The 20,239-nt window shown below is 68.7% G+C and carries 17 protein-coding genes and 1 pseudogene; 10 read left to right on the top strand and 8 right to left on the bottom strand.

What is annotated here, in order from left to right; translation table 11 throughout:
* Positions 1-3: 3 nt before the first annotated feature.
* Both A3OM_RS0112430 and A3OM_RS0112435 read right to left on the bottom strand, forming a co-directional pair.
* Positions 4-1,020, bottom strand: coding sequence for a CmpA/NrtA family ABC transporter substrate-binding protein (locus tag A3OM_RS0112430; protein ID WP_018044089.1), 1,017 nt, complete (start codon positions 1,018-1,020; stop codon positions 4-6).
* Positions 1,017-1,604: an ANTAR domain-containing protein gene (locus A3OM_RS0112435; RefSeq protein WP_018044090.1), complete on the bottom strand. Its 588-nt coding sequence runs from the start codon at positions 1,602-1,604 to the stop codon at positions 1,017-1,019. The genes A3OM_RS0112430 and A3OM_RS0112435 overlap by 4 nt, the downstream gene beginning before the upstream one ends.
* A 233-nt stretch (positions 1,605-1,837) precedes the next feature.
* On the opposite strand from A3OM_RS0112435, the gene A3OM_RS0112440 reads away from it, so the two are divergent.
* The 8 genes and pseudogenes from A3OM_RS0112440 to A3OM_RS23965 all read left to right on the top strand — a co-directional run bounded on the left by A3OM_RS0112440 (position 1,838) and on the right by A3OM_RS23965 (position 12,353).
* Positions 1,838-2,497: a hypothetical protein gene (locus A3OM_RS0112440; protein WP_018044091.1), complete on the top strand. Its 660-nt coding sequence runs from the start codon at positions 1,838-1,840 to the stop codon at positions 2,495-2,497.
* Positions 2,498-2,657: 160 nt separating this feature from the next.
* Positions 2,658-4,517 carry a glycoside hydrolase family 15 protein gene (locus A3OM_RS0112445; protein WP_018044092.1) on the top strand — a complete coding sequence of 620 codons (1,860 nt, stop codon included), beginning with the start codon at positions 2,658-2,660 and terminating at the stop codon, positions 4,515-4,517.
* A 63-nt stretch (positions 4,518-4,580) separates the two neighbouring features.
* Positions 4,581-6,656 (top strand): transketolase, encoded by a 2,076-nt coding sequence (gene tkt, locus A3OM_RS0112450; RefSeq protein ID WP_018044093.1) that lies wholly within the window; start codon positions 4,581-4,583, stop codon positions 6,654-6,656.
* A 229-nt stretch (positions 6,657-6,885) separates the two neighbouring features.
* A complete protein-coding gene (locus tag A3OM_RS0112455; protein ID WP_018044094.1) occupies positions 6,886-9,738 on the top strand; it encodes a bifunctional transaldolase/phosoglucose isomerase in 2,853 nt (950 codons plus the stop codon).
* 223 nt (positions 9,739-9,961) lie between these two features.
* Entirely contained in the window at positions 9,962-10,936 is a 975-nt protein-coding gene (gene gnd, locus A3OM_RS0112460; protein WP_018044095.1) for a phosphogluconate dehydrogenase (NAD(+)-dependent, decarboxylating), read from the top strand.
* A 48-nt stretch (positions 10,937-10,984) separates the two neighbouring features.
* Positions 10,985-11,716: a 6-phosphogluconolactonase gene (gene pgl, locus A3OM_RS0112465; protein WP_026175987.1), complete on the top strand. Its 732-nt coding sequence runs from the start codon at positions 10,985-10,987 to the stop codon at positions 11,714-11,716.
* Between the two features lie 93 nt (positions 11,717-11,809).
* Complete coding sequence (locus tag A3OM_RS0112470; protein WP_018044097.1) at positions 11,810-12,034, top strand: antitoxin MazE family protein; 225 nt, start codon at positions 11,810-11,812, stop codon at positions 12,032-12,034.
* Positions 12,031-12,353: pseudogene (locus A3OM_RS23965) on the top strand (type II toxin-antitoxin system PemK/MazF family toxin). The gene A3OM_RS0112470 and the pseudogene A3OM_RS23965 overlap by 4 nt, the downstream one beginning before the upstream one ends.
* A gap of 60 nt (positions 12,354-12,413) precedes the next feature.
* Here A3OM_RS23965 and speG read toward each other — a convergent pair.
* The 3 genes from speG to apaG form a co-directional block, all read right to left on the bottom strand.
* Positions 12,414-12,998, bottom strand: coding sequence for a spermidine N1-acetyltransferase (gene speG / locus A3OM_RS0112480; RefSeq protein ID WP_018044098.1), 585 nt, complete (start codon positions 12,996-12,998; stop codon positions 12,414-12,416).
* Positions 12,995-14,170, bottom strand: a complete 1,176-nt coding sequence (gene argE / locus A3OM_RS0112485) for an acetylornithine deacetylase (protein ID WP_018044099.1) — start codon at positions 14,168-14,170, stop codon at positions 12,995-12,997. Before argE ends, speG begins: the two co-directional genes overlap by 4 nt.
* Before the next feature lie 107 nt (positions 14,171-14,277).
* The gene (apaG, locus tag A3OM_RS0112490) at positions 14,278-14,670 is read right to left on the bottom strand and encodes a Co2+/Mg2+ efflux protein ApaG (RefSeq protein WP_018044100.1); all 393 of its coding nucleotides are present in this window, start codon (positions 14,668-14,670) and stop codon (positions 14,278-14,280) included.
* Between the two features lie 132 nt (positions 14,671-14,802).
* On the opposite strand from apaG, the gene A3OM_RS0112495 reads away from it, so the two are divergent.
* Both A3OM_RS0112495 and A3OM_RS0112500 read left to right on the top strand, forming a co-directional pair.
* Entirely contained in the window at positions 14,803-15,219 is a 417-nt protein-coding gene (locus A3OM_RS0112495; protein ID WP_018044101.1) for a hypothetical protein, read from the top strand.
* Between the two features lie 101 nt (positions 15,220-15,320).
* Entirely contained in the window at positions 15,321-16,451 is a 1,131-nt protein-coding gene (locus A3OM_RS0112500) for a 2'-deoxycytidine 5'-triphosphate deaminase (RefSeq protein WP_018044102.1), read from the top strand.
* Positions 16,452-16,464: 13 nt separating this feature from the next.
* On the opposite strand, the gene A3OM_RS0112505 is transcribed toward A3OM_RS0112500, so the two are convergent.
* The 3 genes from A3OM_RS0112505 to A3OM_RS0112515 all read right to left on the bottom strand — a co-directional run bounded on the left by A3OM_RS0112505 (position 16,465) and on the right by A3OM_RS0112515 (position 20,082).
* Positions 16,465-17,463 (bottom strand): Hsp33 family molecular chaperone, encoded by a 999-nt coding sequence (locus A3OM_RS0112505; RefSeq protein ID WP_018044103.1) that lies wholly within the window; start codon positions 17,461-17,463, stop codon positions 16,465-16,467.
* A 400-nt stretch (positions 17,464-17,863) separates the two neighbouring features.
* A complete protein-coding gene (argF, locus tag A3OM_RS0112510) occupies positions 17,864-18,808 on the bottom strand; it encodes an ornithine carbamoyltransferase (RefSeq protein WP_026175990.1) in 945 nt (314 codons plus the stop codon).
* Between the two features lie 80 nt (positions 18,809-18,888).
* Positions 18,889-20,082: an aspartate aminotransferase family protein gene (locus A3OM_RS0112515; protein ID WP_018044105.1), complete on the bottom strand. Its 1,194-nt coding sequence runs from the start codon at positions 20,080-20,082 to the stop codon at positions 18,889-18,891.
* Between the last annotated feature and the right edge of the window lie 157 nt (positions 20,083-20,239).

Raw genomic sequence — 20,239 nt, forward strand, 5'->3', positions numbered from 1 at the left:
CGATCAGCCGCTCAGAGCGGCATCGAACAGGTCGGGGCGGTAGATCGCGCGGGCGGCGGAACGAAGCTCGTCGGAGGCGACAAGCTGTCCGGCGCGCTCCGCCTCGCCGACGAACCAATCCGCATGGCCGGGGGCGGGCCGGTGCGCCCGCTCGCCGAACAGGCTGAAATGCGGGTCCCGCCGCCGACGCCCGCCGGAATCGACGATCACGTCCCCCGTGAGCGCCCGTTCGAGAATCGGCGCCGGTACGTTCAGGTAGCCGTCGCGCGAAAGGAGGGAGGCGAGTTCGGCGCTGTTGCCGGGATCGGCGCACCAGCGCCCGGCCCGGTCGAGGGCCCGCACCAGGGGAGCGCAGCGCGGCGCCTCGGATTCCGGCAGGGCCAGAACCTTCTCCGGGCAATCGGGCAGGAGTTCACTGCCGAGGACCGCGATGCGGCCATACCCCTCCGCCACGGCGACGCTGTTCCAGGGGCTGCCGACGCAGAACCCGTCGATCAGTTCGCGCCGCAGCGCCTCGGCGATCTGTGGCGGCGGGATCACCACGAGGCGCGTCTGCGTGTCGAGGTCGAGGCCGCCGCGCTCGGCGAAGATCCTGAGCTGGTAGGTGTGGCTGGAGAACGGATGCACCGTGCCCAGCGTCAGGGGCCGTCCCTCCCGCTCCCGCCGCATGGCGATGTGCGCGAAAGCGGCGGCCACGGTGTCGACCTCGTCGTCCGCGGCCTCCATCGCCTCCCATAGGGGGCGGGACACCGTGATGGCGTTGCCGTTGAGGTTGAGCGCCATCGGCACGCAAAGCCGGGTCAGCGGCCCGCTCAGCCCGAGCGCGCTGGCGATGGCGAGGGGCGCCAGCATATGCGCGCCGTCGAGATGGCCCACCGCCAGCTTGTCGCGCAGGGTCGCCCAGGAGGGCTCGCGCACGAGGTCGAGGGTGAGCCCCTCGGCCTTGGCGAAGCCGAGCTCCGCCGCCGCGATCAGGCTCGCGGCATCCACGAGGGGGACGTATCCGAGCGCGAGCCTCATCCGAACAGGTCCGCCGTGGTGACGATGGCGCGGGCGATGTCGGCGATCTTGCTCTTCTCGTTCATGGCCTTGCGCCGCATCAGTTTGTAGGCCTCCTCCTCGCTCAGAGAGCGGGCGGCCATGAGGATGCCCTTGGCGCGCTCCACGATCTTCCGGTCGGCGAGTTCGCCCCGCGCCTCCACCAGTTCCCGCTGCAGCCGGGCGAAGGCCTGGAACCGCAGGATGGCGATGTCGAGGATCGACCGGATGCGCTGGGGGTGCAGCCCGTCCACCACATAGGCCGAGATCCCGGCATCCACCGCCGCCTGCATCATCGGCGCGTCCGAGCGGTCGACGAACATCGCCACCGGCCGCTCCACATGGCGGGACAGGCCCGACATCTGTTCGAGGATGTCCCGGCTGGGGCTCTCCAGATGGATCACCACCACGTCGGGATTGAGGGCGGCCACCTGTGCCGGCAGGTCGGCGGTGTCGGGGATGATGACCACATCCGCGATTCCAGCGGCGCGCAGGCCCTCTTCGAGGATCGCTGCGCGGGCCCGGCTCGGATCGATCACGGCGACGGTGAAGGAAGGTTCTGTCATCGGGGCCCAATGGGGGGCGGGACGGGCGGTCGTGCCGGCGGGAACGGGCAAGAGGCGTACCTAACACAGGGCTCGACCGCACGGATCTCCCCGACACACCGGCATCGCCGAAAAAGACCGTGGCCAAATCGTCGGCCCAGGTATCTTTCGATACGATCGAGAAAGGAAATGGCCCAGCTTCCGCCGCAAACGCGGGCGCTAATGGCGGTGTCGAAGCGGGGTGAGGTGTTCGGATGGTGGAGTGCCGCATATCGCAGCCTGTCGAGAACGCCCTCGCCTCCGAGGCGGGGACCGGCATGGCGCTCCCCCTGCTGCCGACGATCGTCGTCGCGGTGATCGTGTCCGCCGCCTCCTTCCTCTGCCAGACGCCCTCCGCGCCCATATCCGAGACGCCCGCCAGCACGCGGATCGTCGAGATGGAGAGCCGGACGACGCAGGCGAGCCCGATCGAGACCGCCGATCTGGGCACGGCCTTCGTCCCGGCCGCCTTCGCCTTCCGCGATCAGTTTCCGCTGCGCGACCTCGTGACCACAACGGCCAGCGTCGCGCCGCGCCGCGCGACGTCCCGCACCGCCGCCGTTAAGCCGTCTCAACGCCGGCCCGATTCCGCGCGGTCCGAAATGGCGAAGACCGAGGCGACGAGACCCGACGCCAACCGGGTTCCGTCGGTCGTCGCCGCGAAGGCCGCCGTCTCGCCCGAGCCGTTCCGGGTCGAGGCCGAGGCGGACGAGGACCTCATTCCGCATCTCGCCCTGCCCTTCGCGCCGGCGATCTCCGCGATCAGCCGGGCCGGCAGCTTCGTCGGCACCCAGAGCGCGGCGGTGGGCGCCGAGGCCATGGCCCTCGGCAATGTCGTGACCGGGCTCGTCGACCGCCTGCCGTTGCGGCCCTGATCGCACTGCACCGCGCATCACGCGCGGTTTCGGGCCGGTCCGACCTTTCTTTCAGAGCTTTGCCGCTGGATTCTCCCCCTGTCGGGGACTAGGTGAGCCTTCGTCGACGAGACGGGCGCGACGACCGCATTGCCGCGGGGGCCCGGCGGCAAGGATGGGCATGGCGGGACGGATCGAGGATTACGCGCTGGTCGGCGATGGCCGCACCGCTGCGCTGATCGGGCGCGACGGCAGCATCGACTGGCTCTGCTGGCCCCGTTTCGATTCCGCCGCCTGTTTCGCCTCCCTCCTCGGCACCGAGGAACACGGGTTCTGGAAACTGTCCCCGGCGGATGGCGAGGCCACGGTCACGCGCCGCTACCGGGAGGGCAGTCTCGTCCTCGAGACGCGCTATGTGACCTCCGCAGGCGAGGCCAGGGTGATCGACTACATGCCGGCCAATGACGGGTCGCACATGGTGCGCATCGTCGAAGGCCTGTCCGGCTCGGTCGACATGCGCATGGTCCTCGCCGTGCGCTTCGATTACGGGCTCGCGGTGCCGTGGGTGTCTCACAACGAACTCGGTGACCTGCGGGCGATTTCCGGTCCCCATAAGGTGGTTCTCCGCACTCGCGCGCCCCTCGATGGGGTCGGTCAGACCACGGTTTCGGACTTCACCGTGGCGGAGGGCGAGAGCCTGTCGTTCTGCCTCAGCTACGGCCCCTCGCACGAGGACGACCCGCCCCCGATCGAGCCGCGCAAGGTTCTGTTCCAGACCGACCGCTACTGGCGCGACTGGTCGAGCCGCTGCGCGTCCGGCACGCCCTGGGACGCGATCCTCAAGCGCTCGCTGCTGACGCTCAAGGCCCTGATCTACACGCCCACGGGCGGGATCGTGGCCGCGCCCACCACCTCCCTGCCCGAGGAACTCGGCGGCGTACGCAACTGGGATTACCGATTCTGCTGGCTGCGGGATTCGACCTTCACCCTCATCGCACTGATGGATGGCGGCTTTCTCGACGAGGCGCGGGCCTGGCGCGACTGGCTGATCCGCGCCGTGGCCGGCAATCCGGAGCAAGCGCACATTCTCTACGGCATCGCAGGCGAGCGGCTCCTGCCCGAGATCGAGCTCGACTGGCTTCCCGGCTACGAGGGGTCGAAGCCGGTGCGGATCGGCAACGCGGCGGTCGACCAGTTCCAGCTCGATGTCTACGGCGAGATCTTCGACGCGCTCTATCAGGCCCGTCAGCGCGGCCTTCTCGGCGATGCCGACGGCTGGCGCGTGGGCCTCGCCCTGCTGGAGCATCTGGAGAAGGTCTGGAGCGAGCCCGACGAGGGCATCTGGGAGGTGCGCGGCGGCCGCCGCCACTTCGTCCATTCCAAGGTCATGGCCTGGGTCGCCTTCGACCGGGCCATCCGCTCCTTCGAGATGGGCGACGGGCCGCCCGCCCCCGTGGATCGCTGGCGTGCGATCCGCGACCATATCCACGAGGAGGTCTGCGAGAAGGGGTTCGACAAGGAGCTGAACAGCTTCGTCCAGTATTACGGGGCCAAGACCCTCGATGCGAGCCTGCTCCTCATCGCCCATATGGGCTTCCTGCCCCAGGACGACCCGCGTGTCGTCGGCACGGTGGAGGCCATCGGCAAACACCTGATGCGTGACGGATTCGTGCTGCGCTACGATACCGAGGATGACAATACCGATGGTCTGCCCGGCGGCGAGGGGGCTTTCCTGCCCTGTAGCTTCTGGTACGCCGACAATCTCATCGGCCTCGACCGCTGCCACGAGGCGCGGGAGCTGATCGAACGCCTCATCGGCGTCTGCAACGATGTCGGGCTCGTGGCGGAGGAATACGACGTGGGAGCCAAGCGCCTTGTGGGCAATTTCCCCCAGGCGTTCAGTCACGTCACGTTGGTGAACACGATTTTGAACTATAGCCGTGCCAGCGGGCCGGCGCGGGAGCGCAGCGAGAAATCCGCCCTCGCCCGGGCCACATCGCCGAACCGGGCGAGTTCTCCCGGCCAGGGTGTCGCAAATTGAGAAGGCGCCGCGGCCCAGCACAGCTGATCGCCGCAGCCCCGCAAAGAATAGGAAGACGAGACCATGAGCGGAGCCGAGACCAAGCCGAAGGGTGAACTGAGCGAGATCGACAAGCTCTCCATCGACACCCTGCGTACCCTGGCGATCGACGCGGTGCAGAAGGCGAATTCCGGCCATGCCGGCGCGCCGATGGCCCTGGCGCCCGTGGCCTACACCCTGTGGAACCGCTACCTGCGCTACGACCCGGCGCATCCGCACTGGCCCAACCGCGACCGGTTCGTGCTCTCGGCGGGCCATGCCTCGATGCTGCTCTACGGGCTGCTGCACCTCGCCGGTGTCGCCCAGACCGATGGCGGCAACGAGCCTGCGATCACCATCGAGGACATCAAGAACTTCCGCCAGCTCGACAGCAAGACGCCGGGCCATCCGGAATACCATTTCACCACCGGCGTCGAGACCACGACCGGGCCCCTCGGCCAGGGCGTCGCCAATTCCGTCGGCATGGCGATGGGCGGCCGCTTCCTCGGTGAGACCCTGAACCGTCCCGACCTGCCGCTGTTCGACTTCAACGTCTACGCGATCTGTTCGGATGGCGACCTGATGGAGGGCGTGGCCGCCGAGGCCGCCTCCATCGCCGGGCATCTGCGCCTGTCGAACCTGTGCTGGATCTACGACAACAACACGATCACCATCGAGGGGCACACCGAGCTCGCCTTCTCGGAAGAGGTGGCGACGCGCTTCCTCTCCTATGGCTGGCAGGTCCTGCGGGTGGCCGACGCCAACGACGTCCACGCCATTTCCGCCGCCCTGGAGACCTTCCTCCAATCCAGCGATCGGCCGACGCTCATCGTCGTCAACTCGATCATCGGCTTCGGCGCCCCGAAGAAGCAGAACACCTCGAAGGCCCATTCCGACGCCCTGGGCGAGGAGGAGGTGAAGGGTGCCAAGCGGGCCTATGGCTGGCCCGAGGATTCCCAGTTCCTGGTGCCGGACGGCGTGGTGGAGAACTTCCGCAGCGGCATCGGCCAGCGCGGCGCCGAGCTGTTCGCCACCTGGGAAGGCTTCATGGCCGAGGCCAAGGCCTCCGATCCGGCCCTGGCCGAAGAGATCGACGCCCTCCTCACGGGCCGCCTGCCCGAGGGCTGGGACAAGGACATCCCGGTCTTCCCGGCCGACGCCAAGGGCATGGCCACGCGCGAATCCTCCGGCAAGGTGCTCAACGCCATCGCCAAGAACGTGCCCCACCTGCTCGGCGGCTCGGCGGATCTGGCGCCCTCCAACAAGACCAAGCTCGAATTCGAGGGGGCCGGTACCCTCTCGCCCTTCGAGCCGGGCGGCCGCAACATCCATTTCGGCGTCCGCGAACACGCCATGGGGTCGATCGTCAACGGGCTCGGTCTCGTCGGCCTGCGCGCCTACGGAGCGACCTTCCTGGTCTTCGCCGATTACATGCGGCCTCCGATCCGCCTCGCCTCGCTGATGGAACTGCCGGTCTTCCACGTCTTCACGCACGATTCGATCGGCGTCGGCGAGGACGGCCCCACCCACCAGCCGGTGGAGCAGCTCCTGACGCTCCGTGCCATCCCCGGCCTCGTCACCCTGCGCCCGGCGGATGCCAACGAGGTGGCGGAAGCCTACCGGGTCATCATGGGGTTGAAGGATCAGCCGGCGGTGCTGGCCCTGAGCCGCCAGCCGCTGCCGACCTTCGACCGGACCAAGTACGGCAGCGCCGCCGGCGTCGCGAAGGGCGGCTACGTGCTGGCCGATTGCGAGGGGACACCGGAGGTCATCCTCATCGGCACGGGCAGCGAGGTGCAGCTCTGCGTCTCGGCCTACGAGGCGCTGACGGCGGAGGGCATCAAGGCCCGCGTGGTCTCGATGCCGTCCTGGGACCTGTTCGAGCGTCAGGACGAGGCCTACCGCAACGCGGTGCTGACGCCGGAGGTGCTCGCCCGCGTTGCCGTCGAGCAGGGCTCGGTGATCGGCTGGGACCGCTATGCGGGCTCTGCCGGCGCGATCATCGGCATGCACACGTTCGGGTCCTCGGCCCCGATCAAGGATCTGCAGACCAAGTTCGGCTTCACGCCCGAGAAGGTGCTGCAGGCCGCCCGCGACCAGATCGCGCGGCACAAGAAGTAGGTCTCGCGGGTTCCCTGAACGACGGAACGCACGTCCCCCTCCCCCTTGTGGGGAGGGGTCAGGGGTGGGGGTGGTTGGGTGACCCGCGGGCTGCGGAGGCCAGCGGAGCCACCCCCACCTCCGGCTTCTCCCCACAAGGGGGAGGAGAGGCGCGCGTCCTGACAACGAGTGTTGAACGACGCCGCCTTTCGCGCGCTACTCACGACGACCGACGACGAGGAGTTTTTGCATGAACCCGCTCAAGGCTCTCTTCCCTGAACAGGGCCAGGCCGTGTGGCTGGATTTCGTGGCCCGCGGTTTCATCGCCGATGGACGCCTCAAGAAGCTGGTGGACGAGGACGGCCTGCGGGGCGTGACCTCGAACCCCTCGATCTTCGAGAAGGCGATCGGCGATTCCACGGAATATGACGGCGCGCTGAAGGAGGTCATGGATGCGGGCGACGCCCGCGTCATCGATCTCTACGAGGGCTGTGCCATCGCCGACATCCAGGCGGCGGCCGACGTGCTGCGCCCCGTCTACGAGGAGAGCGACGGCGCCGACGGCTATGTCAGCCTCGAAGTCTCGCCCTACCTTGCCCTCGACACCGGGGAGACCCTCGACGAGGCCCGCCGCCTGCACAAGACCGTGGCCCGCGACAACCTGATGGTGAAGGTGCCCGCCACCCCGGCCGGCATCCCGGCGATCCGCGCCCTCACCGCCGACGGGATCAGCATCAACGTCACCCTGCTCTTCGGCCAGGATTCCTACGAGGAGGTGGCGCGCGCCTTCATCGACGGCCTGGAGGAGTTCGGCGCCAAGGGCGGCGACGTCTCGAAGGTCGCCAGCGTCGCGAGCTTCTTCATCAGCCGTATCGACGTCACCGTGGACAAGGCCCTCGACGCCAAGATCGCGGAAGCCAACGATCCCGACGAGAAGGCGGAGCTGGAAGCCCTCAAGGGCAAGGTGGCCATCGCCAACGCCAAGCTCGCCTACCAGCGCTACAAGCGCATCTTCGCCGAGCCGAAATGGCAGGCGCTCGCGCAGAAGGGCGCCAAGGCGCAGCGCCTGCTCTGGGCCTCCACGGGGACCAAGAACAAGGCCTATTCCGACGTGCTCTACGTCGAAGAGTTGATCGGCCGCGATACCGTCAACACCATGCCGCCAGCCACGATGGACGCGTTCCGCGACCACGGCACGGTCAAGCCCGCCATCGAGGAGAACCTCGGCGACGCCGAAGCGGTGATGGCCCGTCTGGCCAGGGCCGGCATCGAAATCGGCGCGGTGGCCAAGCAACTCGTGGAGGAGGGCGTCCAGCTCTTCATCGACGCCGCCGACAAGCTGCTCGGTGCGGTGGCGGGCAAGCGCGCCGATTTCCTCGGCGCCAAGCTCGATGGCCAGACCCTGATCCTCGGCGATGCCATCGGCGCGGAGGCGAAGAAGGCGGTCGAATCCTGGCGCGCCTCGGGCTCGATCCGCCGGCTCTGGGCGCATGACAAGACGGTCTGGTCGAATGCCGACGAGGACCAGTGGCTCGGCTGGCTCCGCATCGTCGAGGACGAACTCGCCCGTGTCTCCGAATACCAGGCCTTCGCCGAGGATGTCCGGCAGACCGGCTTCACCGACGTCGTCGTCCTCGGCATGGGCGGGTCGAGCCTCGGCCCGGAAGTGCTGGCCGAGACCTACGGCACCCGCGACGGTTTCCCGACGCTGCGCATCCTCGATTCCACCGATCCCGACCAGGTCCGCGCCGTGGAAAGCGCGGTGAACCTCGAGACGACCCTGTTCATCGTCGCCTCGAAATCCGGCTCCACCCTCGAGCCCAACGTGTTCCGCGATTACTTCCTCGGCCGGATGAAGGCGTTGGTCGGCGAGCGGGCCGGCGCGCATTTCGTGGCCGTCACCGATCCCGGCTCGGCCATGGAGGCGGCGGCCAAGGCCGACAATTTCCGCCGGATCTTCTACGGGGTGAAGCAGATCGGCGGGCGCTATTCGGTGCTCTCGGCCTTCGGCCTGGTCCCGGCGGCGGCGTCCGGCATCGACGTGAAGCAGTTCCTCGACACGGCGCGGACCATGGTCCGCTCCTGCGGCCCGGCCGTGCCGCCGGCCCAGAATCCCGGCGTTCTGCTGGGCACCGCCATGGCGGCGGCCGCGCTCCATGACGGTCGCGACAAGGTCACGTTCATCGCCTCGCCGGGCATCGACACGTTCGGTGCCTGGGCCGAACAGCTCATCGCCGAATCCACCGGCAAGGACGGCAAGGGTCTCATCCCCGTCGACGGCGAGCCGGTGGGCGTGCCGGCGGTCTATGGCCGCGACCGCTTCTTCGTCTATCTGCGCCTCGACAACCGGGCGGATGCGCAGCAGGACGAGGCCGTGCGCAGCCTGGAGCGCGAGGGCCACCCCGTCGCCCACGTCACCATGGCGAACGAGGAGCAGCTGCCGCAGGAATTCTTCCGCTTCGAGATCGCCACGGCGGTGGCCGGCGCGCTGCTCGGCATCAACCCGTTCGACCAGCCGGACGTGGAAGCGAGCAAGATCGAGACGAAGAAGCTGTTCGACGCCGCCGAGAAGAGCGGTTCGCTGCCCTCCGAGACGCCGCTCTTCGACGACGAGACCATCGCCCTCTACGCCGACCCGACCAATGCCGGGGCTCTGCCGCAGACGGCGGACGGGTTCGAGGCGGCCCTGAAAGCTCATCTCGCGCGGATCAAGGACGGCGACTACGCCGCGCTGCTGGCCTACGTCGCCCGCAACGAGGCGCACCACGCCATCCTGCAGGAGGCCCGCATCGCTCTGCGCGACAAGCGCAAGGTCGCGACCTGCCTCGAATTCGGGCCGCGCTTCCTCCACTCCACCGGCCAGGCCTACAAGGGCGGGCCGGATACCGGAGTGTTCCTACAGATCACCGCCGACCCGTCGGAGGATCTCGCGATCCCCGGCCGGGCGCTGGGCTTCGGCACCGTGGTGGCGGCCCAGGCGCGGGGCGATTTCGCGGTCCTGGCCGAGCGCGGCCGCCGGGCGCTACGCGTCCACATCAAGGGCGGCGACGTGGAAGCCGGACTGAAGCGCATCGCTGCGGCGATCAAGGCGGCTGTGGCCTAGCTTTCCGCAACGAAGCATCGGCGCCCCGTCATTCCGGGGCGCCGCAGGCGAGCCCGGAATCCAGACGCTCCGGTCTCACCGGAATGGGTACGGCCGGCGGTTCTGGATTCCGGGCTCTGCTTCGCAGCCCCGGAATGACGCGGCGGCGGTGACGAGACGATCTGATCAGGGGGACACCGCTCGATGCGTCCTCCGCCGCGCTTCATCTAAAGGGAGATCCCCAATGCAACTCGGCATGATCGGCCTCGGCCGAATGGGCGGCAACATCGTCCGCCGCCTCCTGCGGGACGGACACACGGCGGTGGTGTTCGACCAGAACCCGGAGGCCGTGGCGGCCCTGGTCGCCGAGGGCGCCACCGGGGCGGCGAGCCTGGAGGAGTTCGTCTCCAAACTCGACGTGCCGCGCGCGGCCTGGGTGATGCTGCCGGCGGGCGCGATCACCGAGGCCACCGTGGCGCAGCTCGGCGACCTGATGCAGGCGGACGACGTCATCATCGACGGCGGTAACTCGTTCTATAAGGACGACATCCGGCGGGCGGCCACCTTGAAGCCGAAGGGCATCCATTATGTCGATGTCGGCACGTCGGGCGGCGTCTGGGGCCTGGAACGCGGCTATTGCATGATGATCGGGGGGAGCGACGACGCCCTCGACAGGCTCGACCCGATCTTCAAGACCCTGGCGCCGGGCGTCGGCACCATCCCGAAGACGCCGGGCCGTGAGGGCCGCGATACCCGCGCCGAGGAGGGCTACATCCATGCCGGTCCGAGCGGGGCCGGGCATTTCGTCAAGATGGTCCATAACGGCATCGAGTACGGGCTGATGCAGGCCTATGCCGAGGGATTCGACATCCTGAAACACGCCAATTCGAAGGATCTGGCCGAGGACCAGCGCTTCGACCTCAATATCGGCGACATCGCCGAAGTGTGGCGGCGCGGCAGCGTGGTCTCGTCCTGGCTCCTCGACCTGACGGCCGGGGCGCTAGCGGGCAACGAGGCCCTGGACGGTTTCTCCGGCTTCGTCGCCGATTCCGGCGAGGGGCGCTGGACGCTGAACGCGGCCATCGAGGAATCGGTACCGGCCAATGTGCTCTCGGCCGCCCTCTACGCCCGCTTCCGCTCGCGCGAGGACGCCTCCTACGCGGACAAGCTGCTCTCGGCCATGCGCAAGGGCTTCGGCGGCCACGTCGAACCGAAATAGCCTGTCGTGCAGGCGATCGAGGACCAGACCAGGAGGAGGCATCTCCGCATGATCCCGCTACCGAACAACGCGGAAATCTTTCCCGATGGCGAGAGCGTCGCCCGCGCGGCGGCCGACCGCCTCGTAACCCTCTGCGCCGAGAGCAAGCAGGAGCGCATCGCCATCTGCCTCTCGGGCGGGTCCACGCCGAAGCGGCTCTACACCCTGCTGGGCGGACCCGACTATGTCGGTGCCCTCCCCTGGGAGCGGCTGCATTGGTTCTTCGGCGACGACCGGTTCGTGCCCTGGACCCATGAGGCCAGCAACATGCACATGGCCCGCGCGGCGTTCGGGGACGCCCCGATCCCCGAGGGCCATCTCCATGGCATTCCCACCGACGGGACGCTGGACTCGGCGGTCTCCGCCTATGCGGCGACCCTGAGCGACTTCTACGGCGCCGATAGCCTCGACCCGGCGCGCCCGCTCTTCGATCTCGTGCTTCTCGGCCTCGGCGAGGACGGGCACACCGCCTCCCTGTTTCCGGGCAAGCCCGCCGTGAACGAACGCGAATCCTGGGTCGCCGCCGTGCCCGAGGCCGGGCTGACGCCGTTCGTACCGCGCGTCACCCTCACCTTTCCGGCGCTCGCCTCCTCGCGTCAGCTTCTCGTGCTCGTGACGGGGGCGGGAAAGCGCGAGCCCCTCACCCGCATCGCCGGGGGCGAGGATCTGCCCGCGCGCCACATCTCGAGCGTCGGCTCTCTGACTTGGTTGCTCGACCGCGCAGCGGCGGATCTCGGCTGAGACCGAGGACCGGCGGTCCGTCACCGTCCTGGCGCCTTGGCATCGTCGCATGCGGAGCCTCGTTACATGTAACGGCTTGGGAAAGGTCTCGTCATGTCGGCAACTGTCGGTCAGCGCGTCAGCAAGAGTCGTGATGCGCTCCGGGCGGCTGGCCTGCGGCCCATCCAGATCTGGGTGCCCGACACCCGGAGGGCGGGCTTTGCCGAAGAATGCGCGCGGCAGGCTCGGGTCGTCGCGGCGATAGATGCGGCCGATCGGGAACTTGATGCCTTCATGGAGGCGGCGCTCCTCGATATGCTCCCTGAGCGTGAGGCATGAAGCGGGGCGATCTCGTCACCATCGCCATGCCCGGCGATTTCGGCAAACTTCGTCCAGCTCTCATCATCCAATCTGACGCGTTCGTCGAGACCGGCACGGTCACGGTGCTGCTGATATCCGGCACGCTGGTCGAGGCTCCCCTGATCCGCACGACCGTCGAGCCGAGAGAGGCCAATGGCTTGAAGAAACGCTCACAGGTCATGTGGACAAGGCCATGTCGGTGAAGCGGGAGAAGATCGGCGCGCGGATCGGGCATCTCGATTCCGAGACGATGCTGGCGGTGACGCGGGCGCTGGCCGTGTTTTTCGCCATTGCCTGAACGCGGATCGCGGCCGAGGCGATCGCACGAGGCCGATCAGAGACCGTCCGGGATCGACGGCTACGATTTCAGCACCGGCTCCGAAATATCGCCGCTGCCGCGCCGGGCCAGGTATTCCGGCTGGAACAGGCACATCCGTACCGCGTCGCGGTACTTGCCGTTGACGAAGAACTCGTCCTTCAGGATGCCCTCCGGCACGAAGCCGCAACGCTCGTAGATGCGGACGGCGCGGGCATTGTCCTTGTCCACGTGCAGGTAGAGCTTGTGGATGTTGAGGACGCTGAAGGCGTAATCCATGGCGATGCGGGTGGCGCGCGGGGCGTAGCCCTGGCCCTGGAAAGCCGGGTGGATCGCGATCTGGAATTCGCAGCGCCGATGCAGGTGGTTGATCTCCACGAGCTCAACGAGGCCGGCCGGCGCGCCCTCCGAATTGGCGATGATGAAGCGCCGCTCGGTCTGGTTGTGGATGTTGCGCTCGTAGAGCTGCGCCAGTTCGGCGAAGGACTCGTAGGCCTCCTCGAACCAGTAGCGCATGATGCTGTCGTTGTTGTTGAGCTGATGCACGAACATCAGGTCTTCGCGCTCCAGCGGGCGGAGCTTCACCGGGCCGTCGGCCGCGATGGTGCGGGGAGCGAACTTGCTCATGGAGTCACGACGCATTCCGTGATGAGACGGCGCATGAACGCCTCGCCGGCCTCGAGGGCGGCGAGGGTGATGTACTCGTCCGGCTGGTGGGCCTGGTCGATGGAGCCGGGTCCGCAGACGACGGTGGGGATGCCCGCCCCTTGGAACCGCCCGGCCTCGGTGGCGTAGGGCACGGAGATGGTGTGGTTGCGCCCCGCCACCCGCAGGGTCAGGCGCTCGGCCTCGGAACCCGGCTCGGGGGCGAGGCCCGGCACCGCCACCTCCTCGACGGTCTCGATCCGCCCGTAATCGCCATAGCGGTTGAGCCGGTCCTTCAGCACCGTTTCGACCTTGGCGGCGAACAGGGCCGGGATCTCGGCCATGTCGAGATCGGGCAGGCCGCGGAACTCCCAGTGGAAGGTGCAGATCTTGGGCAGGATGTTGCGCGCCGTCCCGCCGGAGATCGTGCCCACATGCACGGTGGTGGAGGGCGGGTCGAAGCGGCCCGATGCGTCGCCCCGCTCGATCATCGCATCGGCGATGCGGTTCAATTCGGAGACGAGCTCGGCCGCCGCCATGACCGCGTTGGCGCCGAGCATGGGTTTGGCCGAATGCGCCTCGTGGCCGTGGACGGTGGTGAAATAGGTGACGATGCTCTTATGGGCGTCCGCCACTTCGAGATCGGTGGGCTCGCCCACGATCACCGCGCCTGGGCGGGGCAGGTCCTCGCCGAAGCGGGCGATGGTGTCGGCGACGCCGAGGCACGTGGTCTCCTCGTCGTAGGAGAGCAGGATATGGATCGGCCGCTTCAGGTCGGCGGCGAGCATGTCCGGCACGGCGGAGAGCGCCAGGGCGCAGAAGCCCTTCATGTCCACGGAGCCGCGCCCATAGGCGCGCCCATCCGCGATCCGCAGGGTGAAGGGGTCGCTGCTCCAGGTCTGTCCCGTCACCGGCACCACGTCGGTATGGCCGGAGAGGACGATACCGCCATCCACCATCGGGCCGATCGTCGCGAAGATCGCCGCCTTGTCGCCCGCTTCATTGGGGATGCGCACATGGCTCACGCCCCAGCCGTCGAGATAGGCGCAGACGCTGTCGATCAGCGCGAGGTTGGAGCGCGAACTCTCCGTGTCGAAGGCGACGAGGCGCGCCAGCAGGTCGAGCGTGCTCAACCGTTCTCCGCCGCCCGACATCGGCCTCAGCAGGTTTCGCAAAAGTGGCCCCCGGTTTTGCGGCAAAAACCTGCGTCAGAGCAAAAACCCAAGCAGGGTGAAGCGTTGGCCTGCCAACGTGAACCCGCTTAGTGGACGCTGCGGCGGACGTGCGGCGAATCGAGGGAGAAGGCGGGGATCTCGGCCTCGAAGCTCTCACCGGCGGTGGTCGACATGGTGTAGCTGCCGGCCATCAGCCCGTCGGGCGTGGTGAGCGGGCAGCCGCTCGTGTAGCTGAACGACTCGCCGGGGCCGAGCACCGGCTGCTTGCCGACCACGCCGGCGCCGCGCACCTCCTGGGTCTCGCCGCGGCCATCGACGATGCGCCAGTGGCGCGAGCGCAGCTGCACCTGCTCGGAGCCGTTATTCACGATCTCGACCGTGTAGGCGAAGAAGTAGCGGCTCTCGTCGGGCGAGGATTCCTCCTCGACGAAGCGGGGCTGGACGGTCACGCTGATGCCGCGCGTCTGGGCCTTGTACATCGCCTTCAAAGCCTCCCGTGCCGTCGCCCACCCATAAGCGACATAGCCTTTTCGCCGTGGTACGTCCCGAGCGAAATCGCGTCAATCGTGCTGAATGCGGGGCTGCCCGCTCCAATGGGAAGGTCGTGCACCGTGGTCGAGGAGACCGTCTCGCCCCTGCCCGCTCCGTTTCCAGGTCGGGCCGTGCTCGCCAGCCTCGCCATCGCTGTCCTGGCCGGTGCCTTCGCCTGGAACGCGCCCGAGCGGAACGCCTGGGCCGCGCTCGCCCTGGGGGGAGCGCTGGTGCTCGACGGTCTCGCCCTGCTGGCAGGCGCATTGCTGGCCCGACGCGGCCCGGCGCCCCGGATCGCCGGGCTGCCCTCGCTGGTCCTGGCCTTCGGCCCGGCGGTGGGACTCGGCGCCGTGCTCTTCGCCGTGGCGCTCCTGCTCTGGCCCGCCGGGTTTCCCCCCGTGGCGAGCGCGCTGGCGGGCCTGATCGCCATGGGCGCCATCGCTCGCCTCGTGGTCGCCTGGATCGTGCTGCGGACCCGGCGGGAGGATGAGGCTTAACGGCGCCTTCAGCGATCCGTAGGATGGTGCATGGAACCATGCGGCATTCCTGAACCCCAGCCGGGGAAGGCGGCCCAGTGCGGAGCGGGCGACGCGAGACCATGCCGGATACCAACCAGGAAACGGCGCCGACGAGCCCGCCCCCTTCCCTCGGCGAGAAGTCCGGGGGCATTCTGGCGGCGCAAGGGATCCAGGCCCTGCATGCGGCCGGTGCCATCCTCCCCGAAACCCCCTTCGCGGCCGATCAGGTTCAGCCGGCGAGCCTCGACCTGCGCCTGGGGTCCCGCGCCTTCCGGGTCCGCACGAGCTTCCTGCCTGGTGCCCGCCCGGTCTCCGCCTGTATCGCGGCCTTCGCCCTTCATGAGATCGACCTGACCGCCGGCGCGGTGCTGGAGACCGGCTGCGTCTACATCGCCGAAGTGCAGGAGACCCTGGCCCTTCCGGCGGATGTGGCGGCCAGCGCCAACCCCAAAAGCTCCACAGGCCGCATCGACGTGTTCACCCGCGTCATCACCGACCGGGGGCAGGCCTTCGATCAGGTGGAGGCGGGCTACCGGGGCCGGCTCTATGCCGAGATCTCGCCGCGCACCTTCCCGGTCCGCGTCCGTACCGGGTCGCGCCTGTCGCAGATCCGGTTCCGCCGGGGCGAGCCGCGCCTCACCGACACCGAACTCGCCTCGCTTCATGCGGCCACGCCGCTCGTGGCCTCGGCCACCCCGTCCTTCCAGGGCGGCATCGCCGTGTCGGTGGATCTCGCCGGCTTCGAGGGGCTCATCGGTTACCGCGCCAAGCGCCATACCGGCCTCGTCGACGTGGATGCGCCGGGCCGGCACCGCACCGCGGATTTCTGGGAGCCGCTGGCCGCCGACGGCTCGGGGGCGCTGATCCTCGATCCCGGCCAGTTCTACATCCTCGCCTCCAAGGAAGCGGTGCAGGTGCCGCCGGATTTCGCCGCCGAGATGGTTCCGTTCGATCCGCTGGTGGGCGAGTTCCGGGTCCATTACGCCGGCTTCTTCGATCCCGGCTTCGGCTTTGCCGGGGCGGGGGGAGCCGGTGCGCGGGCGGTGCTCGAAGTGCGCTCGCGCGACGTTCCGTTCCTGCTGGAGGACGGCCAGATCGTCGGCCGCCTCGTCTACGAGCGCATGGCCGAGCGGCCCGCCGCCCTCTACGGCGCCGATGCCGGGTCGAACTACCAGGCGCAGGGTCTGAAGCTGTCGAAACACTTCGCCTGAGGTCGAAGGCGCCCTACCCCGCCGGATCGATCTCCGCCTCGGCCGGGTCGATGTCGTAGCGGCGCGAGCAGAACTCGCAGGTGATGCCGATGCGCCCGTCCTCGGCGATCATGTCCCGGCGTTCCTCGGGCGAGAACGAGCGGATCATCCCCATCACGCGCTCGGGCGAACAGCGGCAGCGCTCGTGGATGGCCTGCGGCTCGAACACCCGCACGCCGCGCTCGTGGAAGAGCCGGTAGAGCAGGCGCTCGGAGGAGACCTCCGGATCGACCAGTTCGTGGTCCTCCACCGTGTTGACGAGGCTGCGCGCCTCGACCCAGGCATCGTCCTCCGGCGCCGCGCCCGCATCGAAATGGGCGTGGCCCTCGGGGATGTCGCCTGGGGGGAGGTCGGCCAAGCGCGCGCGGTCGATGGATTGCGGCAGGAACTGGATCAGCAGTCCGCCGGCACGATAGCTGTTGGTGCCGTTGGCGAATTGCTCGGCCACGGCGAGGCGGACCTGGGTCGGGATCTGCTCGGATTGCCGGAAATACTGGTGGGCCGCCTCTTCCAGGCTCTGGCCTTCCAAAGCCACCACGCCCTGGTAGCGGCTGAAATCGTTGCCCTGGTCGATGGTCATGGCGAGGTGGCCCTGCCCGATCAGATCGGCATCCTTGAGAGGGGCGCTTCCCAGAGCTTCGATCCGCGCGGCGTCGAATCGTGCCGTGGCGCGCAGGCGGTCGGGCGCCTCGAAATCCACCACGATCATCTCCACCGGACCATCGGTCTTGGTCTGGAGCTGGAACCGGCCCTCGAACTTCAGGGACGAGCCCAGCAGCACGGTGAGCGCCGCCGCCTCACCCAGCAGACGCGCCACCGGGTCGGGATAGCCGTGGCGGCGCAGGATGGTGTCGACGCTGGGGCCGAGCCGGACCACGCGGCCGCGCACGTCCAGCGCCTCCACCGAAAACGGCAGGGCGACGTCGTCGGCGCCGTCGATGATCGTGGGGGAAATCTCGTGTCCGGAGGTCATGGCCTCTCCATGTCTTTTGTCCATCCGGTCCGCGGACCGAATGCATTGGCCCGATTCTCGATCTCGACCTCATCCTGTGGCGCCGTAGCAAAGCGAAGGCCTCGAAGGAGGCCTCCAGTTCGCGCGACGAACACTGGAAACCCCCTTCGAGGCCGCTTCGCGGCACCTCAGGGTGACGTCGCGCGGGGGATGAGCAAAGCTGCGAGGATCGCGACTTTCTGCATCGTCGAGTATGGCACTCGACCGCCTACCGTGCATCCAGGACCGGATATAGGGATGAACCCGCGGTTTTCACACGGCTCCCACCCCCCGGGCGAACGCCACATCCGCCACCGGCGCCGTCGGGAATTTTCGACCGGGATCGCCGTCGGCCGATAGGGCGAGCCGCCCGCTTAGGGCCTCACGCCCCCAGGCACCACGCCAGAATGCCCTTCTGCGCGTGGAGCCGGTTCTCGGCCTCGTCGAACACCACCGAGCGCGGGCCGTCCATGATCTCGGCCGTCACTTCCTCGCCGCGATGGGCGGGGAGGCAGTGCATGAAGATCGCGTCGTCCTTGGCCGCCGCCATCAGCTTGGCGTTGACCTGATAGGGCGAGAGCAGGTTGTGGCGGTAATGCTCGTCGTCGTCGCCCATGGAGACCCAGCAATCGGTGACGACGGCATCCGCCCCGTCCACCGCCTCGAAGGCGTCGGTGGTGACGTTGATGCGCGCGCCCTCGGCCCTGGCCCAGGCGAGGAGGGCCGGCGGGGCCGACAGTTCCAGGGGGGCGGCGATGTTGAGGGTGAAGTCGAACCGTGCCGCCGCGTGCACCCAGGAGGCCAGCACGTTGTTGGCGTCCCCCGACCAGGCGATGGTGCGCCCCTGGATCGGCCCGCGATGCTCCTCGAAGGTCAGCACGTCGGCCATGATCTGGCAGGGATGCGAGACCTTGGTCAGGGCGTTGATCACCGGCACTTCCGCAAAGTCGGCCAGTTCCAGCATCGTGTCGTGGTCGAGGATGCGGATCATGATCGCGTCGACGTAGCGCGACAGCACGCGGGCGGTGTCGCCCACGGTCTCGCCCCGGCCGAGCTGCATCTCGCTGCCCGTCAGCATCAGCGTCTCGCCGCCGAGTTCGCGCATGGCGACGTCGAAGGAGACGCGGGTGCGGGTGGAGGGCCGGTCGAACACCATCGCCAGCATCTTGCCCGTCAGCGGGCGCTCGGCGGCGATCTCGCCCTTGCGGCGACGGCCCTTCATCGCGGCCGCGGAGGTCAGGACGGCACGCAGATCCTCGCCGGAGAAGTCCTTCAGGTCGAGGAAGTGGCGGGGCCTGGTGGCGGTCCCGTTGGTCTGGGGAATCATCGGCTCGTTCTTCGTGTTGGGCATATCGACGTTGCGGGCGTCGCGGTCCGGCGACGAGTCCGGACCCGGACGGCCATGCGTTACTCCGCGGCTCCGCGCATCTGCGCGCCGAGTCGTCCGGCCGTGGCGTCGAGGCGCTCGACCGCCTCGGCCACCTCCGCCTCGGAGACGATCAACGGCGGCAAGAGTCGGACCACGTTGTCGCCCGCGGGAATCACCAGCAGGCGCTCGTCGCGCGCCGCCGCGGTGAAGGCGGTGTTGGGCACGCCGAGCTTGAGCCCGAGGATGAGGCCGGTGCCGCGAATCTCCGAGATCACCCCCGGATGCCGGTCGATGACGGCGCCGAGACGCTGCTTGAGGAGCAGGCCCATCCGCAGGACGTGGTCGAGGAAGCCGTCGGCGAGCACCACGTCGAGGACGGCGTTGCCCACCGCCATGGCCAGCGGGTTGCCGCCGAAGGTGGTGCCGTGGCTCCCCGCCGTCATGCCCCGCGCGGCCTCCGCCGTAGCGAGGCAGACGCCGAGGGGGAACCCGCCGCCGATGCCCTTGGCCGCGCTCATGATGTCGGGTGTGACGCCCGCCCATTCATGGGCGAACAGGCGGCCGGTGCGGCCGACGCCGGTCTGGACCTCGTCCATGATCAGGAGCAGGCCGTGCTCGTCGCAGAGCGCCCGCAGGCCGCGCAGCATCTCGGTGGGCACCGTGCGGATGCCGCCCTCCCCCTGGATCGGCTCGATCATCAGGGCGGCCGTCTCCGGGCCGATCGCCGCCACCAGCGCGTCGTGATCGCCGAAGGGCACCTGGTCGAACCCGTCCACCTTCGGGCCGAAGCCGTCGATGTACTTCTGCTGTCCGCCCGCCGCGATGGTGGCCAGCGTCCGCCCGTGGAACGCACCCTCGAAGGTGACGATGCGGAAGCGCTCCGGGTGGCCGCCCGCCGCATGGTACTTGCGCGCCATCTTGATGGCGGCCTCGTTGGCCTCGGCCCCGGAATTGGCGAAGAACGCCACGTCCGCGAAGGTCGCGTCCACGAGCCGGCGGCCGAGGCGCTCGCCCTCGGGGATCTCGAACAGGTTCGAGGTGTGCCACAGCTTCTGCGCCTGGGTGGTCAGGGCCTCCACGAGGTGCGGATGGGCGTGGCCGAGGGCGTTGACGGCGATGCCGGCGCCGAAATCGAGATATCGCTCGCCGTCGCGCGTCACGAGCCAGGCGCCCTCTCCGCGCTCGAAGGCGATCGGAGCCCGGGCGTAGGTCGGCAGAAGGGCGGATGTCACGATCCCGACTTCCCATCGTCAAAGCGGGCACGCGGATTGGCCGCGGCACCAAATGAAAGTGCCGCCTCGAAACCGGGCGGCACCGCTGTGATTACTAGAGAATTGGCCGGTTCTGTCAATGATCGGCCGGGTTCATATGCCTGACATGCCTGAGGGT

Origin of the sequence: Methylobacterium sp. 88A (assembly GCF_000376345.1) — a bacterium.
In the GTDB taxonomy this organism is placed as follows: Bacteria; Pseudomonadota; Alphaproteobacteria; order Rhizobiales; family Beijerinckiaceae; genus Methylobacterium; species Methylobacterium bullatum.